The organism is Devosia sp. (assembly GCF_040509215.1).
In the GTDB taxonomy this organism is placed as follows: Bacteria; Pseudomonadota; Alphaproteobacteria; order Rhizobiales; family Devosiaceae; genus Devosia.
Genome location: NZ_JBEVLL010000093.1, coordinates 1 through 24,125 on the forward strand (window position 1 = coordinate 1; position 24,125 = coordinate 24,125).

The following is a 24,125-nucleotide window of genomic DNA, read 5'->3' on the forward strand; positions in this document are numbered from 1 at the left end:
GACCTGCTGCACGAGCCCCTTGTTCATCACCACCACGCGGTCGGCCAACGTCATGGCTTCGATCTGGTCGTGGGTCACGTAGATGGTGGTGCGCTTAAGCGTATGGTGCAGGTTCTTGATCTGAGCGCGCGTCGACACACGCAGTTTTGCGTCAAGGTTGGACAGCGGCTCGTCCATTAGGAAGGCGTTGGGCTCACGCACGATGGCGCGGGCTAAGGCAACGCGCTGGCGCTGACCACCCGAAAGCGCTGCTGGGCGCCGCTGCAGGAAATCGTCAAGTTCGACCATCTTGCTCGCCGCCATGACACGCTCATGGTGCTGCTCCTGCGGCACTTTCCGCACTTTCAGCGGAAAGCGGATGTTCTCGTAGACCGTCATATTGGGATAGAGGCCATAGCTCTGGAACACCATGGAGATGTCCCGGTCCTTGGGCTCAAGCTTGTTGACCAGCCGATCCCCAATCCAGATTTCGCCCGAGGTGATCTCTTCGAGCCCCGCGATCATCCGCATGGTCGTGGTCTTGCCGCAGCCCGAGGGGCCGAGCAGAACCAAAAATTCCTGGTCGGCGATATCGAGGTTGAAATTGTCGACGCCGACGAAATTGTTCCAGCGCTTCGAGACGTTCTTGAGACGGATCTGGGCCATGATTTTTATCCTTTCACCGCGCCGGCCGTGAGGCCCGAAACGATCTGGCGTTGGAAGAAGAGCACGAGAATGAAGAGCGGCACGGTGGCCGAAACGACGGCGGCCACGGCGAACATGACATTGCCCTGTTCCTGCACCGAACCGAGGAAGCTCGAGATTTTCGGCACCATGGTCTGGTTGTCGGCGCTGAGCAGCATCGAGGTCACCGCGAAGTCATTATAGGCGAGAAGGAAGCTGAAAAGACCCGTCGTCACCACACCCGGCCACATCACCGGAATGATGACGCGCCTGAACGCCTCGAAGCGCGAGCAGCCATCGACCATGGCGCTTTCGTCGAGATCTTTCGGGATCGAGAGAAAGAACGAATGCAGCATCCAGAGCGTAAAAGGCTGGTTGATGGCCACGAGCACGATGATCGAGGTGGGCAGCACGCCCCAGATATTGAGCTGGAAGAAGGGCAGCAGGTAGCCCGAAACCAGCGTGATATGCGGCATGGCGCGGAACACCAGCGCCAGGATCAATATCCAGAAGGCATAGCGCTGTCCCGACCGCGCGAGCGCGTAACCGCCGAGCGTGCCGAGAGTGAGCGAGATCACGGTGACAGAGACGGTAACGATGGCCGTATTGAACACCGCACGCCAGAATTCCTTGGTCACCCAGGCGCCGTAGTAGCCCGAGCCGGTAAATGAAGAACCGTCATTCTGGCGCTGGGTGTAGGTGCCGAAAATGGCGTTCCACCAGCTTTCGCGCGAGAAGAAGTCTGGCTCGACCTTGAACGAACCCCAGACCGTCCAGAGGAACGGGAAGGCGGCCAGGATCACCCAGATCACGATGAAGCCGATGATCAGGATATTCAGGCCCAGCGGGCGCTTGTGAGAAAGCGTTACTTCGGACATGTCAGACCACCTTGTGGTTGAATTCGCGCCAGGTGCGGACCAGCACCGGCATGAGCAGGATGACGACGCCGATAATGGTCAGCACCGAGGTGGCGCCGGCCGAACCGAAAAGCTGCGCATCGCCTGCTAGGTCATTGAAGATCATCCAGCTTAGCGAGGTCGCATTGGCCTCGGCCGAAAAACCGACGATCGGCTCGAACACGCGGAAATTGTCCATCAACTGCACCAGCGCCACGAAGGTCGCGAGCGGCGCCAGATGCGGGATGACGATGTAGCGAATGCGCTCCCAGCGCGAGGCGCCATCGATCATTGCCGATTCCAGCGTATCGGCCGGCACGGTTTGGAGCCCGGCATAAAAGACCACGAAGCTGAACGGTGCATTGGTCCAGACGCCATAAAACAGCAGCGAAAACCAGGTCAGCGCCGGGGATTGGCGCAGCGACAGGGTGGGATCGTTAAAGATGTGCCGCAGGCTCGCCCCGATTATGCCATTGGGCTGGATCATCCAATAAAGGATCAGCGAACCGATCAGCGGCGTGATGATCATGGGCAAGAGCGAGAAGAAGATCACCGGCCCTTTTGTAACCTTGGGCAGCGTGTTCACCGCCAGCGCGATCGCAAAACCCAGCCCCATTGCCAGCGGCGTCACGACGAAACAGAACACCAGCGTAAAGCTCAGCGCCTTGTAGAATGGCAGGTTGTAGATGCGGGTGACGACGTCGCCAAGGCCATTGTTATTGGCAAGGATGGCGCCGATTTCGTTGACCGCAAGATGGCCGCGATTGAGATAGGTACCAAGGCCATTGAACTGGCCCATGGGCTGCTCGGCCCTCAGCTCCGCCATGGCCGCGGTATCGACACGCGTCTCCTTGGTGCAGCCGCCAAAGGGCTGGCAGCTTTCCACTTCGACTAGGATGCGTCCGTGCTCGACGTGAAAACTCTGCACCACGACCGAAACGATCGGCAGGGCGATGAACAGCACCATCGCGATCAGCGAGGGCAGGATGAAGGCAAAGAATGTCTTGTGCGGCATGCAATGCCTCCTCGAAGCTTGAGCTGGCGAGTATGCGCTGAGTTTTGCGCGAGCTGAACGCGATGTCTCAGTCGACACCCTCCCCCTTGTGGGGAGGGATCAAGGGTGGGGGTTGGTTGCCACGATATCGAGATTCCGTTCACCCCCTCCCAACCTCCCCCATCAAGGGGGAGGTGCGGTTCGGTGAATCAGAGACCTATCGAGCCCTATCCCAGGCAAACTACCTTAGAGGTAGCCACCTTCCTTGGCAGCGGTGTCATAGGCAGCCTTGACGTCAGCCAGAGCCTGAGCGGCGTCTTCCGTACCGGCCATATACTCAGCCAGTTCCGAGGACAGCGCGGTGTGCAGCAGACCCATATAGGGCTGCATCGGGTAGGCGCGGGCACCGGCATTGGCCGTCGCGATCACCCCGACCGCATTCGGGCCGGGCTCATAGCCGGAAACCAGCCAGGTTGCGACGGTCGGGTTGGCGGCAACCATTTCCGGGCTGATGCCATGCACCATGGCCTGGAAGGAAGCAGCCGCGTCTTCGTCCGAGATGTTCTTGGCAATGGTGAAACCATCCCACCAGAGCGCCACAGCCGGGACGGAACCGCCACCGATGGTCGGCGCGCCAGCCATCACGGTGTTCTCAACCACGCCTTCGGCAGCGCCTTCGCCCTTGAGCATATCGCCGGCGAGCGAGCCCCACTGTACCATCATGGCAACCTTGCCGGCCTTGTATTCAGCCTGGATGCCATTGGCGTCAAAGGTCAGGTAATCCGGGTCCATATAGGCGGTCAGCGCCTTCATGGTTTTGAGAACTTCGAGGCCATTTTCGTTGTCGATGGCGAGTTCAGCCGAGCCGGGCGCGAAGAATTCGCCGCCGGTGCCGAGATAGGCGTTGACGAATTCGGCAGCCAGATCCCAACCGGGCTTGTCGGAAGCGGCCAGCGGGTATTCGAGAATACCGGCATCCTTGATCGCCTTGGCGGCGGCAAGAATGTCTTCATAGGATTTCGGTTCGGCAATGCCGGCCTGGTCGAGAATATCCTTGCGATAGAACAGGTGCTGCGCATTGCCCATGAAGGCAACGGCAACGGTCTTGCCGTCGATCTTGATGAGCTGGTTGGGCTGCAGCGAGGCGCCATATTCGGCCACCAGATCGTCAAGCGGACGGATCAGGTCAGCGTTCAGCAGCGGCACGATGGAATTGTTGGCAACCACGGCGACGGTATATTCGGCCGGATTGATCGAGAGCGCCGGAACCTGAAGGTTCTTGTGCTCGGCCGTGGCATTGGCCGTCACGGTCACGGCGCCGCCGGCACATTCTTCCGCCGTCGTGTTGACGAGGCGCAGGGCCTCGAAGTCATTGCTCAGAATACGTACAGAACCGGCCTCAATGCCACATTCGGCATAGGCAGCACTCGCACCCAGGGTTAAGGCGACCGTCGAAACGGCCAGCATAAAAAAAGGCTTCATTTTCGTTCTCCTGACTGGGTCACCGAAGTGCCCGCTCATTCTTGCCGGCGGTCACTCCATCGACCGGCCGCTCCCCTGCTGGCGTTCCCACACCATTGCTTACGTATGCAGAATTGGTTTTGCATTCGTATGCATTTCTCATTCTAAGCATATTGATCTGCGTTTCGCAACATGTTGAACGAACACGGTTGGCACGGGGCACTGACGTTGACTCGCAACGCGAGAGCCATGTGCCATCGGCAACATACACGACGATCTGGCGTCAATTGCGCCGATCACTGCAGCTTCTCAAGCCAGGAAGAAGCGTCGAATCGTACCTGAGGTGGTCCGCGAGTGGCCACCACTATGGGTGGGTGCGTTTCAGATCGGCAGATCGGGCAGTTCTACGCGCTGGTCGAAACTGCGATAGAATTGGCCCCAACCCGGATCGCGCAGATGCTGCTCAAGGCCGGCGCGCTTGACGAGAGCCTGCGCCTGCCGATTGCCCTCGGCGAGGGCGGCAGGCATGTCGACACGCACCGGCTTGCGGTCGAGCAAGACGAATTCGCCATCGACCATGACCATTTCGACATCGGCGCCGACCGCCTGGTGAATCAGCCGATGAACCGGCAGCCAGTTGGGCGTCAGGTGCGGCTGGTCCATGTCGATGACGACCACGTCGGCCTTTTTGCCAACCTCCAGCGAGCCGATTTCCTTTTCCATGCCAAGGGCGCGGGCGGCGTCGATGGTGATCATTTCAAGCACTTTTCCCGGTGGGAAATAGTAGCGGTCGTGATTGCGCAGCACATGCTGGGTCGACTGGAAGGAACGCGCGGTCTGCAGCATGTCGAAATAGCGGCTCGGCGCGGTGCCGTCCGAGGTGATGGCGACATTGACGCCGCGGGCCAGCATTTCAATGACGGGAGTGGAGCGACCTGGCGGGGCGTGGGTCACGTGAGTGCCGGTTTCGGCCAGGATGTCGATTTCCTCGTGCGAAATGCCCCAGCAATGCTGGAGGTGGATATCGGGGCCAAGAAGGGCGTTTTCCTTGTCCTGGAAGGCCAAACGAATATGACCGGCAAAGGCGTCGGAATGGATGCGGACGCCGTGCTTGCGCGCCAGTTCGCGGACGGCGCGGGCCTGGTCGCGGTCGGCCTGGGCCAGGGACACCGCCTGGTCGGGTGTCGACATGTTCGATGGGTCGAGCGAGGGCACGATGGTGAAGGGGGTCACATAGACCTGGATACGGCCATCGGCGCTGCCATTAATGGCTTCAATCGTGGCTTCGGTGCCTTCCATCATTTCGTCGAAGGAGACGCTGCGGCGCAGGGGTTCGCCGGTTTCCCAGCGCGTGACCGTGCGCGGCCAGGGAAGGCCCGCGGGGCCTGTGCAGATGATTTCGCGAAGGCCAATCTCGCCATAGGCGCGGGCATGATTGATGGCGAATTGCGGATCGTCGCTGCGCGGCATCGAGGTGATGATGCTCACCGAAGTGGTGACGCCGGCGGTGAGGCGCTCAAGACCGGAAACAAGGCCATCGGCATACCAGAATTCGCGGGTGACATAGTGGTAGTAGACGGGAGTGACGATCTTCATCCAGAGCGGATTGGTATCAACGCCGATGCTGCGGATCAGGCAGTGCCCGGCATGGCCATGGGCATCGATCAGGCCGGGAATGATGAGTTTGCCGCGGCAATCGACGACGCGGTCGTCCGGCTCCACGGTGACTTCGGATTTCGGGCCGACGGCGACAATGCGGTCGCCCACGACGCGCACGGCGCCGTCTTCGATGATGCGTCGTTCGGCATCCACAGGGACCACGGTGCCATTGATGAAGACGGTACCTGCCATGGTTTTGCTCCGGGTCTTTGGTTGTCAGCGCAGCGGGAAACTGGGGCCGAAGAGGTCTTCCACGGGCGGATGTCGCCAGCTTCGGACGGGATACTTCGCCACGAGCCCCTCGAATTGGCGCTGCGCCTGCTGGCGGGCGGCGACGAGGTCGAAATCGTGCACCTTGCCCTGACGCATCGAGAGGCGACCATCGACGAAGACGGCCTCGGTGACCTTGCCATTGCCACCCATGAGCAGGGTGGTGATGGGATCAACACTGGGCGTCATATTGATATCGTCGAGACGGAAGATGGCGATATCCGCGCAGGCGCCAGCAGAGAGACGGCCTAGATCGGAGCGGCGCAGCGCCTTGGCGCCGCCGAGCGTGGCGGCGTTGAAAAAGTCGGCTGAGCTGACCGCATTGGAACTTTCAGCAATGCGGCAGGCAATGAGGCCGACCAGCATGTTCATCCACATGTCGGACGGGGCGGTGTCGGTTGCCATGCCGATATTGACCCCGGCGCGACGGAAGCTGGCAAACGATCTGAGGACGCTGCCCATGCGCGCCGAGACCAGTGGGGAGTGGGCGAGGCTGACGCCGTGTTCCGCATAGAGGGCCACGTCGACATCAGTGGCATAGGTCCCGTGCGGCGCGATAAGACGGTCGTTGAGCAGCCCGTGGCGGGCAAGCCATTGCGGGCCAGTGGCGCCGTGGAGGTGATCCATCACGTCGAGCTCGAACTTGCCCTGCGCCATGTGGATGCGGACCGGGCAATCGAGTTCGCTCGCCGCGGCCATGGTGCGTTCGAGCAGGGGGCGGGTGCAGGTTTCGACGCGATCGGGGGCAAGGAGGCCATTGATCAGGCCGCCATGGGTGCCGTGATGACGGCGAATAAAATCGAGCGCGGTATCGAGCCCTGCAAGGCCCCTGCCCTCGTCGAAGCGCATGTGAAAGATGCCGCTATCATCAACGACCGCACCGCCGGAGCGATAGGCAGGCCCGAGAAAGACACGGAGGCCTAGTGCGGCCGCAGCATCTGCCGCAGCGTCGAACTCGTCCGCGGTTTCAGCCCATTCGCGATAGTAGAGCGAGGCAATAGGGAGCGCCGTGGTGATGCCATTGAGGAGAAGCGTCGCGAAGGCGAACTTCTTCTGGAAAGCCAGTTCCTCGGGCGAATACATTTCATAGGGGCCGCGGGCGACATAGCTTTCAGGCCAGATGCGGCCTCGTGGCCAGCCCGGCTGATTGTCGGTGACGAGCGTATAGGTATCGAGGTCGGAAAGGGCGTCGAGATCGATGAGGCCGGGGCTTATCAGCGCCGCGCCGAGGTCGATACGGCGTGCGACTTCGCCTTCAAAGCGCCGGCCGGCATAGAGGATACGACTACCCTCAAACACCAGTTCGCCATTGCGGATGAGCACATGGGTGTCACCCTCATGGGCGACGAGCCATTCGGCGGTGAGGAGGGTTTTGCCGTTCGGTCGGGAGCCCAGCGCGAGATCGTTGAGGCCGGCCATACTCATTCCCCGTCGAAAAAAGAAAGGACCGGCGCCCCGTGGGGCGCCGGGGATTGGTTTACTCGCCGACCATCGTGAACCAGTGGCGGGCCTTGTTGTCGGCGCGCACGTCGATGGTTTCGATGCGGCTGCCGGTGGCCCAGGCAATCGGCTGCTGGTGCAGCGGGATCATCAGCAGTTCATCCTTGGCGATGCGCAGAGCCTGCTCTTCGAGCGAGAGGCGTTCTGTCGGATCGGTCGCAGCAGCGGCCTGCTTGACCAGATCGTCGAGAGCGGGCACCGACCAGCCGCCATAGTTGGAAACGCCATAGGCACCGTCACGGGTGGCAAGCACCTGGGAGAGCAGCGAGAAGGCGTCCAGCGTCGGCTCATTGGCCCAGCTGATGTTGAAGACTTCGACTTCACCCTTGGTGCGCTTGGGCGACTGCACGGCGCGCGGCCCCATATCGATGGTGGGGGCGAAGCCTGCGCGGGTGAGCATATTGGCAATGCCCTGGCAGAAGTCTTCTTCGTTGATGCTCTCGTCGTTCATGCAGGTATAGGTGAACTGAGCGCCTTCCTGGCCGGCTTCCTTGAGGAGGGCCTGGGCCTTGGCCGGGTCGGCCGGCTCATAGGTGTCGAGGGCAGCCGAGTAGCCGGCAATATCCGGAGCGATCATCGAGCCGGATGGGCGAGCAAGGCCGCGCATGATGCGCTGGTTGATCAGGTCACGGTCAATGGCGGCCTCAAAGGCCTGACGCACGCGGATGTCGTTGAACGGGTTCGGACGGCCATCGAGCAGGGTTTCGTTGCGATTGAAGGCGACGAACACCGTGCGCAGTTCGGTGAGGCTCAGCACCGTCTTGCTCGGATCGGCCTTGAGGCGCTCAAGATCCTGGATCGGAGCGCTGTCGATCAGGTCGACTTCATCGGAAAGCAGCGCCGCGATACGGGTTGCGGCCGAGGTGATCGGGATGAATTCGAGACGATCGACATTGTGGTGACGTTCGTCCCACCAGCCTTCGTTGGCAACGAGCACGGTCTTGCTGTCGGGCGCGCGGCTTTCGAGCACGAAGGGGCCGGTGCCATTGGTGTGGCTCGTCGCATAGCCTTCGATGCCCTGGGCGAAGTCGGACGGCTTTTCGGTATTGTTGTCCTTGAGCCAGTCGGCGTCGAAGACGAAGATATTGGTGATGTCGTTGAGGAACAGCGACGAGGTGGTGCTGACATCGACTTCGACGGTGAGGTCGTCGATCTTCCGAATGCCTTGGTAGAGCGGCATATTGCCCTTGAGCGGGGAAGCGGGATCGGCAGCGCGCTGGAAGGAGGCGACCACGTCATCGGCGGTCAGTTCAGCGCCGTTGTGGAATTTTACGCCTTCGCGCAGCTTGAAGCGCCAGAACTTGCCATCGACCAGTTCCCACGAGGTGGCGAGAGCCGGCTCGATCTGGAAGGTCTTGTCGTAGCGAACGAGGCCTTCGTAGATGTGGTTGAGGAAGGCAAGGTTCGAGGTCGAGGGGATCGAGTTGGGATCGAGCGAGTAGATATCGGCTCGCGAGCCCCACTTGACCGTTTCGGCCTGCGCCGCCATCGCCCCCAGCGACAGCGAGACCGCCAGAGCGGCCAGCATAGTTTTTACGACAGACATCCGTTCTCTCCTGTTATGTCGTTGTCTTCGGTGTTCCGGGGCTTGTGTTCCCCGGAACGAGTTCGTCCCGGCCTGAGCGTTCCCTCCTCAGGCGAAATGGCAGGCGACGCGACTGCCATCGGGTTTATTTCGCAGCTCCGGGCGTTCGACCTTGCATTGGGCCTGGGCCAGGGGGCAGCGGGTGTGGAAGGTGCAGCCGGGCGGCGGCGCGAGCGGGCTCGGCACTTCGCCGGCGACGATCTCGCGGTCGCGATGCGGCTCGTTCACATCGGGAATGGTTTCGAGCAGCAGGCGCGTGTAGGGGTGCTTTGGGTCGGCGAAGAGGACTTCGGTCTCCGCCTCTTCGACGATACGGCCGAGATACATCACGGCGATGCGGTCGGACATGTGGCGCACGACGCTGAGGTCGTGGCTGATGAAGAGATATGTCAGCCCCAACTCATCCTGCAGACGCCGCATCAGGTTGAGGATCTGAGCCTGGACCGACACGTCGAGCGCCGAGGTCGGCTCGTCGCAGACGAGGAATTCGGGCTCGGAGGCGAGCGCGCGGGCGATGGAAATGCGCTGGCGCTGGCCGCCGGAAAATTCATGCGGAAATTTTTCGCCATCGGCGATGTTGAGGCCGACGATACCGAGGAGTTCAGCGACGCGCTCGGTGATCTCGGCTTCGGAACTTCGCAGCTTCAGTTCGCGCAGCGGCTCGGCGATGATGTTCTTCACCCGCCAACGCGGATTGAGCGAGGCATAGGGGTCCTGGAAAATCATCTGCGCAGAAAGTGGCGCGCCGGATTTTCCATTGGCAAAGCGGATCGTGCCCGCGCTTGGATCGTAGAGCCCGGTAACCAGACGGGCGACGGTGGATTTGCCACAACCGGACTCGCCCACAAGGCTGACGCAACCGCCGAGCGGGACGGAAAAGCTGACATCGTTGACGGCATGCAGCATCTGCCGCTTGCGGCCGTAGATGAGGCGATTGAGGAAGGAGGCCGAGACGTCAAACGTCTTGTCGAGATTGACGACCTCGAGGGCCGACGTGTCGGAGCGGGTCATGCGACGCCTCCATTGTGAAGCCAGCAGGCGGCTTTGCCGGCTGGCGTCGGCGCGAGCACCGGCAGGTCCTGGCGGCAGCGCGGACCGGCGTCGCGGCAGCGCGGATTGAAGGCGCAACCGAGCGGAATGGCATTGAGCCGCGGCATGGCGCCATCGATCTGGTTGAGCTTTTCGACGCGGGCACCAAGCGCAGGGATCGAGGCCATGAGGCCGCGCGTATAGGGGTGCGAAGGGTGCTTCAGCACCTGTTCCACCGGGCCTATTTCGATGAGGCGGCCGGCATACATGACCGCGACGCGATCGGCGGTTTCGGCGATGACGCCCATATCGTGGGTCACCAGCATCACCGCCGTGCCGTTTTCCTTGCAGAGACGACGCAGGAGGCCGGTGATCTGGGCCTGGATGGACACGTCTAGAGCCGTGGTGGGCTCGTCGGCGATGATGAGTTTGGGGCGCGCGGCGAGCGCCAGGGCAATGACGACGCGCTGGCGCATGCCGCCGGAAAACTGGTGCGGATAGTGATCGACGCGCTCATCTGGGCCGGGAATGCCGACTTCGCGGAGGAGTTCGATGGCGCGGGTGCGGGCCTGCGACTTGCTGGTATTGGGCAGGTGCTGGCGGATGGTTTCGCCGAGCTGGCTGCCCACCGTGAAGAGCGGGTTGAGCGAGGTTAGCGGGTCCTGGAAAATCGCGCCGATCTCGCGGCCGCGGACCTTTTCCATTTCGCTATCGCTGAGGCTGGCAATGGAGCGGCCTTCGAGAAGGATATCACCCGAAGCGACGCGGCCGGGCCGTTCGAGGAGGCCGAGAATGGCGAGGCCCGTCATGGACTTGCCTGCGCCCGATTCCCCAACAACGCCGAGAATTTCGCCGGGAGCGATGGTCAGGGACACATCGTTGAGCGCCGTCAATGTGCCGTGGCGGTTGGGAAACTCGACGACGAGGTTTTTCACCTCGAGGCAGGGTCGTTTGTCGTCAGCCATGCGGATGCTCCCGTTCGGGATAGCTGGGCGGGAAAATTTCCGACACCAGCGGATGCCCATAGGAGCGGGCCGGATATTGGGCGATGAGCCGATCGAACTGGGCCTGGGCCTTTTCGCGCGCTGCCGCCATGTCGATGCCGGCGACTTCGCCATGGCGCATGGAGAGGCGACCATCGACGAAGACGGCGTCGGTCACCTTGCCCGAGCCGCCGGTCACGAGCGTCGTGATCGGGTCGATGGAGGGAGCCATGTGCACATCGTCGAGGCGGAAGACGGCGATGTCGGCCTTGCTGCCGGGAGCCAGGCGACCGATATCGGCGCGACCGAGAGCCTTGGCGCCGCCGAGGGTCGCGGCGTCGAAGAGATCACGGCAGAGAATGCGTTCTGGCGCGCCATCATTGATGCGGCAGGCGATGAGGCCGACCAGCATGTTCATGATCATGTCGGGCGGCGTCGTGTCTGTGCCCAAGGCGATCGTGATGCCCATGTCGCGAACACGCGAGAAGGATTTGAGCGTGCCCCCGCCCCTGCCCGAAACCAGCGGACAATGAACGATGGAAACGCCGTGCTCGGCATAGAGCGTCAGGTCTTCGTCGGTGGCGACGGTGGCGTGCGGAGCAATGAGGCGATCGCTGAGAAGGCCTTCGCGGGCGAGCCAAACGGGACCGGTGGTGCCGTGGAGGGATTTGACGACATCCATCTCCATGGTGCCCTGCGCCATGTGGAGGCGAACCTTGCAATCGAGGGCTTCCGCCTGCTCGAAAGTGGCACGCAGCAGCGCCGTGGTGCAGGTTTCGACGCGGTCGGGCGCGAGAAGCCCCTGAATGAGGCCCTCATAGCGGCCGGACTGGCGCTCGATATAGCTGACGGCATCCGCGAGACCATCGAGGCCGCGTTGTTCATCGAAATGCGGACGCATGTCGCCCGGCGCATGAAGGACCATGCCGCCAGCGCGATAGGCAGGGCTGAGATAGACGCGAAGGCCAAGCTCGCCGGCGGCATCGGCCGCGGCATCGAACTCGGCAACGGTCTCGGCCCATTCGCGATAAAAGAGCGAGGCGATGGGGGCGGCAGTGGTAATGCCGTTGAGGAGCAATTGGCCGAAGGCAAAGCGCTTCTGGAAGGCCAGTTCCTCGGGCGTGTACATTTCGTACGGCCCTTTTTCGACATAGGTCAGGGGCAGGACGCGACCCTTTTTCCAGCCGGGGAAATGGTCGATGCCGAGAATGGTCGTGTCGAGATCGGAGAGTGCGTCAAGATCGATGAGACCGGGCGAGATCAGCGCGCGGCCGAAATCAATGCGTCGGGCGACCTCGCCGGCAAAACCATGGCCGGTAAAGATAACGCGGTCGCCCTCGATGACGACTTCGCCGTTCTTGAGGAGGACGTGACCGGCCTCTTCATGGGCCAAAACCCAGGCGGCGGTGAGGAGCGTGCGCCCCTCTGGCCTTGCGCCGAGTTTGAGAGAAGCAAGGGCGCTCATGGCATGTCCACGATGCAGGTGCCGTTGCGGGCAATGACGCGGCCGCCCTTGACCACCATTGGCCGCGGGGCGATTTCGACGACGGAATGGGCAACGGTTTCGCCGACCAGCAGGGTGAAATCGGCCTTGGCGCCGACCTTCACGCCGTAATTTTCGAGCCGCATGACATCGGCGCCGCCCTGGGAGACGAGTTCGAGCATGTGCCGCAGGTCGATGTCGGAGCGCACGGCATTCTTCATGCCGATGATGCGGGCGCGATCCATCATATCGGGTTGTCCCCAGGGCCCCCAGGTATCGCGGATGCCGTCGCAACCGGCACCCGTCCGCACCCCGGCCTCGCGCAGGCGCTTTACCGAGGGAACAGTGGCCGAGGGCGCGCCGGTCGTCAGGATGGCGATATCGAGTTCGGCAATTTCGTCGATGAGCTTGCCGGCACGAACGGTGTCGCTCATGCCCAGCGCAAAGGCGTGGCTGATGCCGAAGCGGCCCTGCATGCCGTTGGCGCGGACGCGCTCGAAAATCAGCTCCATGGTGAAGGCGCCGAGGTCGCCCACTTCATGGAGATGAATGTCGACATCGACGCCATGCTTGACGGCAAGATCGAACAGCACGTCGAGCTGGCCCTTGGGATCGCGATCGATACCGCAGGGATCGATGCCGCCCAGAACTTCGCAACCATTGGCAAGAGCCGCATCGAGCAGCTCGACCGTGCCGGGGCGACCCATGACGCCGGACTGCGGAAAGGCGACCAATTCGATGTCGATAATGCCCTTGAGGGCTTCGCGGGTGCGCTCGACACCTTCAACGAGGCTCAGCCCATGGGTGGTGTCGATATCGACATGGCTGCGGATGTGGCTCGCGCCGTTGGCGGCAAGGCCGATGGCATGGCGCATGGACTGGATATGCGGGTCCATGCCGAGGGCAATGCGGTTTTCGCGTTCGAAATCGATGCGGCTGCGCAGCACCGCTTCGCGGTTGTTTTCGTGCCAGCCCATGCCCCAGGTGGTCTTGTCGAGATGGGTATGGGCATCGATGAGACCGGGCCAGACGATGGCATTGCCACCATCTTCCGTCGGCATGCCGGGCTGGTCGGCAACCTTGCCGATTTCGACGATGACGCCGTCTCTGATGAGAATGTCGCAGTTGGCCTCGCCGAGGGGGCGGACGTTTTTGAGGTGCAGGTCGTGCATTTCTTACCCTCGACTATCGCAGCTTGGGATTGAGGGCATCGCGCAGCCAATCGCCCAGCAGGTTCACCGAAATGACCAGCAGGCAGAGCTGCATGACGGGGAAGATGACGATCCACCACATGCCCGAGAACAGGTATTGATTGCCGATGCGGATCAGCGTGCCCAGGGACGGCTGGCCCGGCGGCATGCCGATGCCGAGAAAGGACAGCGTCGCCTCGGTGAGAATGGCCATGCCGAAGCTCAGCGTCGCCGCGACGAAAACCGGAGTCAGCGTATTGGGCAGGATGTGCTTGACCATGATGCGTCGCGGCGGCACCCGCAGCAGGCGCGCGGCCATCACATATTCCTTGCCGCGCTCGACAATGGTCTGGGCGCGCACGGTGCGGGCATATTGCACCCAGCCCGATAGCGTGATGGCAAGGACCAGCACGGCCGAGGCGCCGATTTCGCGCAGGTCCGGAGGCAGCATCTGGCGCACGATGGCCGAGACGAGAATGGCGATAAGGATGGTCGGGATGGAGAGGACCACGTCGCCGACGCGCATCAGGAGGTTGTCGACGACACCTCCGAAATAGCCGGCGATGAGGCCGAAGCTGAGGCCGATCACCAGCGAAAACGACACCGCGGCGAGACCGATCAGCAGCGAGGTGCGCGTGCCATAGAGCATGACCGAGAGCATGTCGCGGGCCTGGGTGTCGGTGCCCAGGATATAGGGCCATTCGCTGCCCTCGACCCAGATCGGCGGCAGTTCGGATTTCCACATGTCGAGCTGCATCGCGTCATAGGGATTTTGCGGCGCAATGAGCGGGGCGAGGAAGGCCGAGAGCACCAGCACGGTCAGCAGCACTGCCGCAAAGCGGGCCGGAACCGAATGGGAAAAGGACCACCAGAGATCGCTGCGGCGAATGCGCTCGATCAGCGAGGGACGTTGGGGCGTGGACTGGATCGACATGGCTCGCTTCCCCTATTTGGCGCCGCGCAGGCGGGGATCGATCACCGCGTAGAGGATGTCGACCATGGTGTTGAGGAAAACGAAGATGAAGGAGACGATGCAGAGATAGGCCGCCATGACCGGGATATCGACGAAGGTCACGGCTTGGATGAACAGCATGCCCATGCCCGGCCACTGGAAGACGGTTTCGGTGATCAGCGCGAAGGCGATCAGCGTGCCGATATTCATGGCGGTGAGCGTCACGACCGGCATGAGGCAATTGCGCAGGGCATGCCGGAAATAGATGCGGAAGCGCGGAATGCCGCGGGCCCGAGCGAATTTGACGAAGTCCGAGCGCATCACCTCGAGCATTTCGGCGCGCACGAGCCGCATCACCAGGGTCACCTGATAGAGCGAGAGCGAAATCGAGGGCAGGATCAGCGCCAGGAGACCTGTGCGGGTGAGAAAGCCGGTCGACCACCACCCAAGTTCGACGACGTCACCGCGACCAAAGGCGGGAAGCACGCCCAGCGAAACGGAGAACACCAGAATAAGCAGGATGCCGACCACGAAACTGGGAAGCGACACCCCGATAATCGAGCCGAATTGCAGGATTTCCGAATACCAGGCCCCCCGTTTTATCGACGTCAGCACCCCGAGCGGCAGGCCAACGAGCAGCGACAGGATGGTCGCAACGATCACCAGTTCCATGGTGGCGGGGAAACGCTCGGCGATCAGGCCAAGGACTTCCTGGCCGTTGCGGTAGGAAATGCCGAAATTGCCCTGAGCGGCGTTACCGACGAAGCGGGTATATTGAACGAGGAAATTGTCGTTGAGGCCGAGCTTTTCGCGCAGCAGCTCCTTGTCGGCCTGGGTCGTCTGCTCGGTGGACATCATGTCGACCGGATCGCCCGCCAGGCGGAAAATCAGAAAGGCCAAAAGGGCCACGGTCAGCATCACCAGGAGAGCATTGGCTAGCTTTTTGATGATGAAGACCAGCATTGGCTATTTCCCGTTTGGCAAAGAGAGCTTTGGGACGGCAACCGGGCAGAGGACCAGGCGCTGACCGGCATTGCCGATCATTCCGTCGTGTCGGGACACAGTGACGCTCCCGGCAAAACCCATCTTTTCCTCCATCCTCCGGCGGCTCTCTTCCGACCGCCTTGGCCATCATCCTTACGGCCGAAAACTTCTTTGTCAATTATATTGTCGACAATTATGCCGACACTATCACAGACAAAATCACCTCAAAGGTCGCGCCAATCGCGTTGACGCGTGGGTGACCTGGCGACAGGCGTCAGTTCTTCTGGCGGGGGAAGGCGTAGGAGTTGGCCTTGGAGGTGCGCAGCCCGGCCCCAACCAATGCCTCGGCCGCCTTGATGGCGACCACGATGCCATCGATGACGACAACACCGGTTGCGGCGGTGAGGGCATCGGTCATTTCGGACATGCCGGCGCAGCCCAGAACCACGGCCTCGGCACGGTCTTCGTCGCGCGCCCGGGCGATCTCGGCAAGGAGCAGATCGAAGGCGCGTTCGGGCTCGGATTCAAGCGTCAGCACCGGCAGGTCGATGCAGCGAACATTGCGGCAATGCTGACTGGCGCCATAGCGCAAGACCAGGTCTTCGATGGCCGGCACGGAGCGCGGCAGCGTGGTGATAATGGAAAACCGCTTGGCAACGATCATGGCAGCCTGCACCGCAGCCTGGCAGATGCCAAGGACCGGACCGGCGGCATATTCGCGGGCGGCGTCGAGACCGGGATCATCAAAACAGGCAATGACGGTGGCCGCCGCGCCGGCCGCTTCGGCGGCGCGAATATCGGCCAGCATGGCGGGGACAGACAGGGCTTCGTCGGAAAACCCTTCAATGCTGACAGGGGTCCCCGTGCCGGTGCGAGCGTCGATCACCGTGCCGGGCGAGGCGACGCGTTGCGCCGTGCGCAGGGCCTGCTCGGTCATGGAGGGCGTGGAATTGGGGTTGATCAGCAGGATTTGCATGGCCAGGCCTCTACTTCTTGAGGTCCGCAAGCGCGGGGGCTTTGAGGACGAACTGCTGATCGGAGACGATGTAGTTGTCGGCATGGAGCCGGGCGATCGGATGGTAGACATCGGGATTGACGTAGCGCTGCTGCTCATCGAGGCAATCGGGCCGGACATGCATATGCACCACCTCGCCCAGCACGATGACGCGGCGCGGATATTCGATGATCCGCTCGACGCGGCATTCCATGGCGCAGGGGCTGGCAGGCAGATAGACGCAATCGACCTGGGCGCCGGCCGCCGTTTCAGCATCGGCCAAAGCCAGTTCATCGGTATCGGCGTCAACCGGCAGGCCGCAGATCAGCATGGTCTGGGCCAGGGGCATATCGACCATGTTCACCGTGAACTCGCCGGTCCGCCGGATATTGGCGACCGTGTCCTTCTCCTCCCCGTTGAGGCGCGGCTGGATGCCGAGCGCCACGATCGCGGGATCATGGGAAAACACGTTGAAGAAGCTCATGGGCGCGCCATTGCTGTGGCCGGCTGCCGCGCGCGTCGTGACCAGGGCGATCGGCCGGGGGCCCACAAAATTGGTGAGCAGACGATAGCGGTCCATCGGCTCAAGCGCAGTCAGATCGTATTCCATCCCGGCACCTTTAGTCATGGTCGTAAGCGTGTCGCATAAAGTCGACATTATTGTCTACAATATCGTCTGTGATTTGTCTGGACCAGATGGAAAAATGAGTTATGAAGTCAGTAAGGCAAAGCTGTCCGGTCCGCACAAATGGCACCCATAACCGTTGATGAAATCGCCGAACGTATCTGGCTCTCCATCGCCGAGCGCCGCCTGCGGCCGGGGATGCGCCTGAAAGAGGCTGAGCTTGCGGAGATCTTTGGCGTGAGCCGGGCCCGCATCCGCCAGGTATTGACCGCGCTCGAGCGCGACGGCCTCGTCAAGACCGAGGCCAATAAGGGCGCCATCGTCGCCGAGCCAAGTGCGGACGAAGCGCGCGACATTTTCCATATCCGGCGGGAAGTGGAGCAACGGGTGCTGGCCCGGCTCATCAGCCATCTCGATGCTGAAAAGCTGCTCGACCTCTTCGAGCATGTGGCCAAGGAGCGCGCGGCGAACGCCGCCAGCGACCAGCGCGAGATCATCAAGCTCTCCGGCGGCTTTCACCTCATGCTGGCTGAAATGGCCGGCGCAGATTTCCTCTGGGGCCTGATGCGCGACCTTGTCAGCCGCACATCACTGATCACCGCGGCCTTCCGCGATTCCGACAAATACAATTGCGGCCCGGACGAGCACGAAGAACTGCTCATGCATCTCAAGAACGGCGACCTGCAAAAAGCGCAGCACGCGATGGTGCATCACCTCGAGCACGTCGAGAACGAACTCAAGCTTGCCGGCAATCTTGACCATGCCCGCAGCCTCAAGGACGCGCTGCTCTAAGAGCCGGCTATCGCGTTTTGCAGGTGCCTGGCAGCAAAAGGCCGCCGTTTCACAACGGCGGCTTCTGGTTTTTCAGACCTTGTTATTCGGCGGCCCAGTTGCCGTACATGATCGGCATCAGCCCCACCATGGATTTGAACCGGTCCCAGCTCTTGCGCTCGGGCAGCGTCCAGCCGGCCTCGGCAATTGCGGACAGACGCGGGAAAACCAGGCGATCGAAGATGGCGCGGTCGGTCATGGATTCGGACCAGATGCAGCTCTGGATACCGAGGAGATGCTTGAGCCCCTCTTCCGAGAAACCGGCGCGGGCTTCGAACTCATAGGTCTCCTGCGGACCCGACCAGCCGGCCCAGCCGGCGCCGGGTTCGGCCCAGGAAATTCCGTTCGCCATATCGAGGTAGTAGCGCTGGCCGGGCGAAACGACGATGTCGAAACCGCGCTCGGCAAGTGCCGCGTTGATCTCCACATTGCGCCAGCCAATGACATAGGAGGTCTTCTTGTCCACGGCATCGCCATGGGCCGCTTCTTCCCAGCCGCCGGTGATCGCGCCCTTGGACGCAATATACTTGTGCACGCGCTTGATAAATTCGGCCTGGATGATCGCCGTCGGCGAGCCTTCGATCTCGTCGGCGCCGTGGTGATTGCCCAGCTGGTTGAACTGCTTGGTGTGCTTCTCGCGCATCGCGGGCCCGGCGATCTTCTCGATCATGTCGAGCGCCAGTGGCGAACCCGACCAGGCGGCCAGCGGCACTTCGTCAGCGCCGAGATGGAAGATGCCCGCGGGGAACATTTCCAGCACTTCATCGACCACGGTCTCGACGAACTTGTAGACCGGCTCATGCGCGGGGTTGAGGCTGTTGTTCGGAAAGCCCTGGACCGACTGGTATTCGCCCTCTTCGTTGGGGTCGCGCAGTTCGGGCAACGCCTGCAGGGCCGCATAGAAGTGGCCCGGCATATCGACTTCCGGGATCACGGCAATGCCGAGGCTATCGGCAAGAGCGACGATCTGGCGGATGACGTTCTTGGAATAGAAGCCTCCCGTTGGCTGCGGGCCGGAGCCAAGCAGCGGCGGCAGCGCCTTGCCATGGCCGCGCCAGGCAGCGACTTCGGTCAGGGCCGGATAGGCGTCGATCTCGATGCGCCAGGCTTCGTCCTCGGTCAGGTGCCAGTGGAACTTGTTCATCTTGTTCCAGGCCATGATCTTGATGAGCTGGCCGACTTCCCCACCGGTATAGAACTGGCGCGCCACGTCGAGATGGCTACCGCGGAAGGCAAAGCCCGGCTCGTCGGCAATGACACCGCCGGTCGGGAAGGTAAAGGTGTGCGGGTATTGCTTTGCACCGCGCAGGATATGGCCGAGCGTGACAAGGCCATAGAACATGCCCTGGCGCGTGCTGGCCGAAATGGTGGCGCTGTTCTCGGCGAAGGCCAGTTCATAGGCTTCCGGGCCCATGCCGACCTTTTCGGTGATATGCACCGGCATGCCGGCTTCCGAGGCCGGACGCACCAGCGCTTCGACGGCGAAGAGATCGTGCACGAGACCAGCAAAGGCGGCAGCAGCGCGGTTCGCGGCTTCGCCCTGCGGCTGCAAATCAAGCCCGGCCGGAGCAATGCGCGCGCCAGTCGTCGCGACCGACTGCGGCCAGGGAATGATCGAGTGCGGCACGGCAGCCTTGGCCGGCACCGGGAACCTTGCCGTGCCTTTCAGCAGCGGTGAATTGTGGCCCTTGCCCTGCGTCGGCTTGGTCGGGATGACGACCGTCTGCCCGTTTTCGAGCACGACATAGGCCGAATTGGCGCCATCGCTCCAGTGGCGCAGGCCATAGGAGAGGCCGCGCGCCGTTGAGGTCCAGGTCTCGCCGGGGTTGAGCACATAGCCATCGGGCGGCGCGATCAGGGTGTGGTTGGAGAGACGCTTCAGCAGCTTGCCGTTTTCCAGCGTCGCATGCGGATCAACGCGCGCCGGGCCGGAAAAACCGAGCTGAAAATTGGAAACCGGCTCATCGCCGATATTGGTCAGCTCAAGCCCATAGCCGAGCGGCTCGCTGCCGGCGGCGGGGGTCCAGGTGGTGACGAGGGAGAACTTGGCAGTCATTTGCTTCTCGTTTTGGCAAAAGGCGCCGCGCGACCGCGGTGCCGTATCGGGATGGATGTTTCGAACCGAAGTCCGGCTGAGGCTCAGTCCCCGAGGGGCTGGCCGTCGTCGCCGTCTCGATTGACGACGAGCTGATGTTTTATCCGGCGCATGCTGGCGACAGCCGATGGGCCAAGGCGGGTGGCAACGGTCTGGGCGAGCACGTCGACCGTCGCAAGAAAGGCATAGCGGCCAGGTGTCGGCCGCAGGATGTCGGCATTTTCGTGCCAGTTGACCGGCAGCAGAATGTCGGACTGGGCCGAAACCATCGAAGCCGAGCGCGTGGCAACAACGCGCGTCAGCCCATATTCGCCAGCCACCGTCAGCGTCTTGGCGAGCTGGGCATTATTGCCCGAAAGCGAGAAGGCGACGATGACCGTGCCCGGTGGAGCCGCCGCCACACGCATCAATTGCAGTTGGTGGTCGTCGGTCGAAGCCACTTTCAGGCCGAGCCGGAAAAACCGCGTCTCGATTTCGCCCGCCATCATCGAAGACGCGCCGCCCGAACCGAACGAGAGAATAAAACTCGACTTGGCGATGCTCTCGGCGGCGCGTTCGACCGCACCGAAATCGAGATGCTCGAAGGTTTCGTAGATGATCGACTGAATGCCGTTGACGACGCCCTGGGCAATCTCGTGCACCGAAGTCGGGCTCGCGGCCGGCGAAAAATAGCGCTGGCCGACAAAGCGCGATTGGGCCAGCCGCACCTTGAAATCGGCATAGCTGTCGCAGCCAAGGCGACGGCAGAAGCGCGTCACCGTGGGCGGGGACACGTCGGCCTGCGCGGCGAGATCGACAATGCTCATCTTCAGAACAGAGTCGACGTCGGCGAGGACGATGTCCGTAAGGGCCCGTTCGGAGCGGGTAAAGCCGTTCTTCTCGGTCTGCAAGAGGCCGACGATGTCGAGCATTTTCCCTCTCCCCAGCGGGCCCTTTGGGCTCAGTAGACCGCCAGCCCCCTGGCGTCGAAGAGGTGCGTATTGGCGATATCAAAGCCCATATTGAGCGCCTTGCCGTCTTCGATGGCCGGATTGCCTTCAAAGAGCCCGATGAAGGGTTCCCCGCCTGCAAGGGTCGAATAGGCAATGGTGTGAATACCCAGGTGCTCGACGATGTTCGGCGTGATTGCGAGCGTGAATTCACCGCTGCCGAGTTGCATGTGCTCGGGGCGAATACCCACGGTCACGTCCTGGCCGGCAACTGCCGTGCTGGTGCGCGGCAGCACCAGCGTGCCGAGCGGACCGAGGTCGATGGTCACCTTGGCGCCATCGGCGCTGCGCACCTTGCCGTTGATGAAATTCATCTTGGGGCTACCGATAAAGCCGGCGACGAAGAGATTGTCGGGCTTGTGGTAGAGCTCGAGCGGCGAGCCGACCTGGCTGATTTCGCCGGCATTGAGCACGACGATCTTGTCGGCCATGGTCATGGCTTCGATCTGGTCGTGGGTCACATAGATCATGGTCGAGCCGAGGCGCTTGTGCAGCTCCATCAGTTCGATGCGCATTTCCGAGCGGAGCGCGGCGTCGAGGTTGGACAGCGGCTCGTCGAACAGGAAAATCTTGGGCTGGCGCACAATGGCGCGGCCGATGGCGACGCGCTGACGCTGGCCGCCGGAGAGCTGGCCGGGGCGGTGCTGCAAACGGCTTTCGAGCTGGAGCACCTTGGCGGCGGCGCCGACGCGCTTGTCGACTTCGGCCTGCGGCAGTTTTTCAACGCGCAGCGGGAAGGCGATGTTCTCGTAGACACTCATATGCGGATAGAGCGCATAGGACTGGAACACCATGGCGATGCCGCGCTGCACGGGCGGCAGGTCGTTGACGACCTTGCCTGCGATCTCGATGTCGCCGGCGGTCACATCCTCGAGGCCCGCGATCATGCGCAGCAGGGTGGATTTGCCACAGCCCGAAGGACCGACAAACACCACGAACTCACCGTCGGCGACTTCGAGGTCGATACCCTTGATGATGCGCGCTTCGTTAAAGCTCTTTTCGAGGCGCTTGAGGCTCAGTTGCGACATGGTTCGCGTCTCCGGTCGGCGGGGCGGTTCCCGCGGGCAGGCAATCTGGGATTTTGGTGCCGCCGCCCCAAAGGGCGGCGGCGGGATCAAAGCGAAGGCTTACTTGTACTGCTCGAGTTCCGAAGCGGCCTTTTCGAGGGCAGCCTGGGGTTCGGCAGCGCCGGTCACGACCGACTGAACCATTTCGATCATCACGTTCTGCAGACCGATATAGTCGGTGAACAGCGGCTCGGGACCACCGAATTCGATGCCGTCGAGGAAGGGCTTCCAGTAGGGGGTCGCGGCAACCAGTTCAGCCGTCTGCGGTTCGAGCGGACGGAGCGGGGTCAGGCCCTGGGCCATTTCGGCAGCCCACTGGCGTTCGGGAGCGGTGATGAACTTGGCAAGGCTGGTGGCCTGCTCTTCAACGCCGGTGCCCTTGAAGACGGCCAGCGAGTCAGTGATCAGCAGGGTACCCGGACCCTTGGCGTCGGGACCAAGCGGAAGCGAAGCAACGCCCCAGTTCATGCCGGCTTCTTCAGCGCGAAGAGCTGCACCAACGCCGCCTTCGATCATGGCAACGCCACCATCGAGCCAGATGGCGCGAACTTCGTTCTGTTCGTAGGCGGTCGGGCCTTCTTCGCCGTAGGGAACGATGTCCTTGAGGGCGGTCAGGGCAGCCAGAACCTGCGGCGAGTTGATGACGATGTTGCCATCGGCATCGATGATCAGACCGTCATTGGTGTAAACCCAGTGAAGGAACTGGTGCATGGTGTTGTCAAAAGTCTTGGCGACAACGCCATAGCCGGCAGCATCGGTCTTTTCAGTGATCTGCTTGGCGAAAGCGATCTTTTCTTCCCAGGTCTTGGGCGGGGTTTCCGGGTCGAGGCCAGCGGCTTCGAACAGGTCCTTGTTCCAGAACAGCGCCTTGGTCGAGAAAGCGACCGGAACGCCCCACTGGGTGCCGTCGAACGTCACGGTGTCGGGAACGTAGTTGTAGTAGCCGGCCTTTTCTTCGTCCGTCATCGGGACGGGAATGATCAGGTCGTTCTGGGCGAACTGCTTGAGGGTACGCGAACCGACATAGGCCAGCGAAACCGGCGTACCGGCAGCAGCCAGGGTCGTCACCTTGTCCTGGCACTGGCCCCAGCCCACGATCTCGGGAACGACCTTGAAGCCGGGATTGGCGGCTTCCCATTCGGCGAAGTATTCAGCATAGCCTGCAGTCAGCTCGTCGCCGCAGTTGATGAAGGAGATTTCCTTCACGTCCTGGGCGAAGGCGCCGGTCGATGCACTGGCAAGAGCCAGCATCGATACGGCCATCAAACCGATAGTCTTGTTCATTGTAGTCTCCCTTGAACTGGGTCCCCTCGGACCCTTCTCACTACTGCTTCACGGCTCCGGCGGTCAGGCCGGCGACGAGATAGCGCTGCAGGAAAATGATCACGATCATGACCGGCAGGATTCCGACGAAAGACGCTGCCATCAGCTCGTTCCAGATCACTTCCTGCTTGCCGAAGAAGGCGAAGAGGCCAACAGGCAGCGGCATGAATTCGGTTTTCGAGTTGAACGTCAGCGCGAAGATGAACTGTTGGGCATAGGCGCCAATGAAGGTCATGATGGCGACGACGACGATGCCCGGCATGGCCAGCGGCAGGATGACCCGGCGCAGGGTATAGAGGCGGCTGGCGCCATCGACCCAGGCGGCTTCATCGAGCTCGCGCGGGATGCGCATCATATAGGTACGCAGCAGCCAGATCGAGGATGGGATCAGGAAGGCCGCGCCAGGAATGATCATGGCGAAATAGGTGTTGAGCAGACCAAGGCCGCGCATCAGGCGGAACAGTGGGATCAGCAGCACCGCGCCCGAGAACATGTTGACGGCGAGGAACATGCCGAGCAGCACGCCGGCACCGGCAAAGTTAAAGCGGGCAA

21 protein-coding genes are annotated in these 24,125 nt (G+C 62.1%); 1 reads left to right on the forward strand and 20 read right to left on the reverse strand.

Annotated elements, in window-relative coordinates; genetic code table 11:
* From ABW043_RS05165 to ABW043_RS05235, 15 genes are all read right to left on the reverse strand, one after another.
* Positions 1 to 645: ABC transporter ATP-binding protein (locus ABW043_RS05165; RefSeq protein WP_353920162.1), on the reverse strand; the 645-nt coding region annotated here is incomplete at its 3' end.
* A gap of 5 nt (positions 646 to 650) precedes the next feature.
* Positions 651 to 1,541 carry a carbohydrate ABC transporter permease gene (locus ABW043_RS05170; protein WP_353920163.1) on the reverse strand — a complete coding sequence of 297 codons (891 nt, stop codon included), beginning with the start codon at positions 1,539 to 1,541 and terminating at the stop codon, positions 651 to 653.
* 1 nt (position 1,542) lies between these two features.
* Positions 1,543 to 2,574: a carbohydrate ABC transporter permease gene (locus ABW043_RS05175; protein WP_353920164.1), complete on the reverse strand. Its 1,032-nt coding sequence runs from the start codon at positions 2,572 to 2,574 to the stop codon at positions 1,543 to 1,545.
* 225 nt (positions 2,575 to 2,799) lie between these two features.
* A complete protein-coding gene (locus ABW043_RS05180) occupies positions 2,800 to 4,035 on the reverse strand; it encodes an ABC transporter substrate-binding protein (protein ID WP_353920165.1) in 1,236 nt (411 codons plus the stop codon).
* A 360-nt stretch (positions 4,036 to 4,395) separates the two neighbouring features.
* The gene (locus tag ABW043_RS05185) at positions 4,396 to 5,865 is read right to left on the reverse strand and encodes an amidohydrolase family protein (RefSeq protein WP_353920166.1); all 1,470 of its coding nucleotides are present in this window, start codon (positions 5,863 to 5,865) and stop codon (positions 4,396 to 4,398) included.
* A gap of 24 nt (positions 5,866 to 5,889) precedes the next feature.
* The gene (locus ABW043_RS05190; protein ID WP_353920167.1) at positions 5,890 to 7,368 is read right to left on the reverse strand and encodes an amidohydrolase family protein; all 1,479 of its coding nucleotides are present in this window, start codon (positions 7,366 to 7,368) and stop codon (positions 5,890 to 5,892) included.
* Positions 7,369 to 7,420: 52 nt separating this feature from the next.
* Positions 7,421 to 8,989 (reverse strand): ABC transporter substrate-binding protein, encoded by a 1,569-nt coding sequence (locus ABW043_RS05195; protein WP_353920168.1) that lies wholly within the window; start codon positions 8,987 to 8,989, stop codon positions 7,421 to 7,423.
* 87 nt (positions 8,990 to 9,076) lie between these two features.
* Complete coding sequence (locus tag ABW043_RS05200) at positions 9,077 to 10,039, reverse strand: ABC transporter ATP-binding protein (RefSeq protein ID WP_353920169.1); 963 nt, start codon at positions 10,037 to 10,039, stop codon at positions 9,077 to 9,079.
* Positions 10,036 to 11,022, reverse strand: a complete 987-nt coding sequence (locus ABW043_RS05205) for an ABC transporter ATP-binding protein (RefSeq protein WP_353920170.1) — start codon at positions 11,020 to 11,022, stop codon at positions 10,036 to 10,038. Before ABW043_RS05205 ends, ABW043_RS05200 begins: the two co-directional genes overlap by 4 nt.
* Positions 11,015 to 12,505 carry an amidohydrolase family protein gene (locus ABW043_RS05210; protein ID WP_353920171.1) on the reverse strand — a complete coding sequence of 497 codons (1,491 nt, stop codon included), beginning with the start codon at positions 12,503 to 12,505 and terminating at the stop codon, positions 11,015 to 11,017. The genes ABW043_RS05205 and ABW043_RS05210 overlap by 8 nt, the downstream gene beginning before the upstream one ends.
* Positions 12,502 to 13,695: an amidohydrolase family protein gene (locus tag ABW043_RS05215; RefSeq protein ID WP_353920172.1), complete on the reverse strand. Its 1,194-nt coding sequence runs from the start codon at positions 13,693 to 13,695 to the stop codon at positions 12,502 to 12,504. The genes ABW043_RS05210 and ABW043_RS05215 overlap by 4 nt, the downstream gene beginning before the upstream one ends.
* 13 nt (positions 13,696 to 13,708) lie before the next feature.
* On the reverse strand, positions 13,709 to 14,647 hold the full coding sequence (locus tag ABW043_RS05220; RefSeq protein ID WP_353920173.1) for an ABC transporter permease: 939 nt from the start codon (positions 14,645 to 14,647) through the stop codon (positions 13,709 to 13,711).
* A 12-nt stretch (positions 14,648 to 14,659) separates the two neighbouring features.
* Complete coding sequence (locus ABW043_RS05225) at positions 14,660 to 15,628, reverse strand: ABC transporter permease (RefSeq protein WP_295415282.1); 969 nt, start codon at positions 15,626 to 15,628, stop codon at positions 14,660 to 14,662.
* Between the two features lie 295 nt (positions 15,629 to 15,923).
* Positions 15,924 to 16,625 (reverse strand): aspartate/glutamate racemase family protein, encoded by a 702-nt coding sequence (locus tag ABW043_RS05230; RefSeq protein WP_353920174.1) that lies wholly within the window; start codon positions 16,623 to 16,625, stop codon positions 15,924 to 15,926.
* A gap of 10 nt (positions 16,626 to 16,635) precedes the next feature.
* A complete protein-coding gene (locus ABW043_RS05235; protein ID WP_353920179.1) occupies positions 16,636 to 17,253 on the reverse strand; it encodes a flavin reductase family protein in 618 nt (205 codons plus the stop codon).
* Between the two features lie 138 nt (positions 17,254 to 17,391).
* Between ABW043_RS05235 and ABW043_RS05240 the strand changes: the two genes are divergently transcribed.
* The gene (locus ABW043_RS05240; protein ID WP_353920175.1) at positions 17,392 to 18,060 is read left to right on the forward strand and encodes a GntR family transcriptional regulator; all 669 of its coding nucleotides are present in this window, start codon (positions 17,392 to 17,394) and stop codon (positions 18,058 to 18,060) included.
* A gap of 82 nt (positions 18,061 to 18,142) precedes the next feature.
* Here ABW043_RS05240 and ABW043_RS05245 read toward each other — a convergent pair whose 3' ends face one another.
* The 5 genes from ABW043_RS05245 to ABW043_RS05265 form a co-directional block, all read right to left on the reverse strand.
* A complete protein-coding gene (locus ABW043_RS05245) occupies positions 18,143 to 20,155 on the reverse strand; it encodes a beta-N-acetylhexosaminidase (protein WP_353920176.1) in 2,013 nt (670 codons plus the stop codon).
* 83 nt (positions 20,156 to 20,238) lie between these two features.
* Positions 20,239 to 21,105 (reverse strand): MurR/RpiR family transcriptional regulator, encoded by an 867-nt coding sequence (locus ABW043_RS05250; protein ID WP_056313078.1) that lies wholly within the window; start codon positions 21,103 to 21,105, stop codon positions 20,239 to 20,241.
* Between the two features lie 29 nt (positions 21,106 to 21,134).
* Positions 21,135 to 22,211, reverse strand: coding sequence for an ABC transporter ATP-binding protein (locus ABW043_RS05255; RefSeq protein ID WP_353920177.1), 1,077 nt, complete (start codon positions 22,209 to 22,211; stop codon positions 21,135 to 21,137).
* 99 nt (positions 22,212 to 22,310) lie between these two features.
* The gene (locus ABW043_RS05260; protein ID WP_353920180.1) at positions 22,311 to 23,513 is read right to left on the reverse strand and encodes an ABC transporter substrate-binding protein; all 1,203 of its coding nucleotides are present in this window, start codon (positions 23,511 to 23,513) and stop codon (positions 22,311 to 22,313) included.
* A gap of 61 nt (positions 23,514 to 23,574) precedes the next feature.
* Positions 23,575 to 24,125: carbohydrate ABC transporter permease (locus tag ABW043_RS05265; protein WP_353920178.1), on the reverse strand; the 551-nt coding region annotated here is incomplete at its 5' end.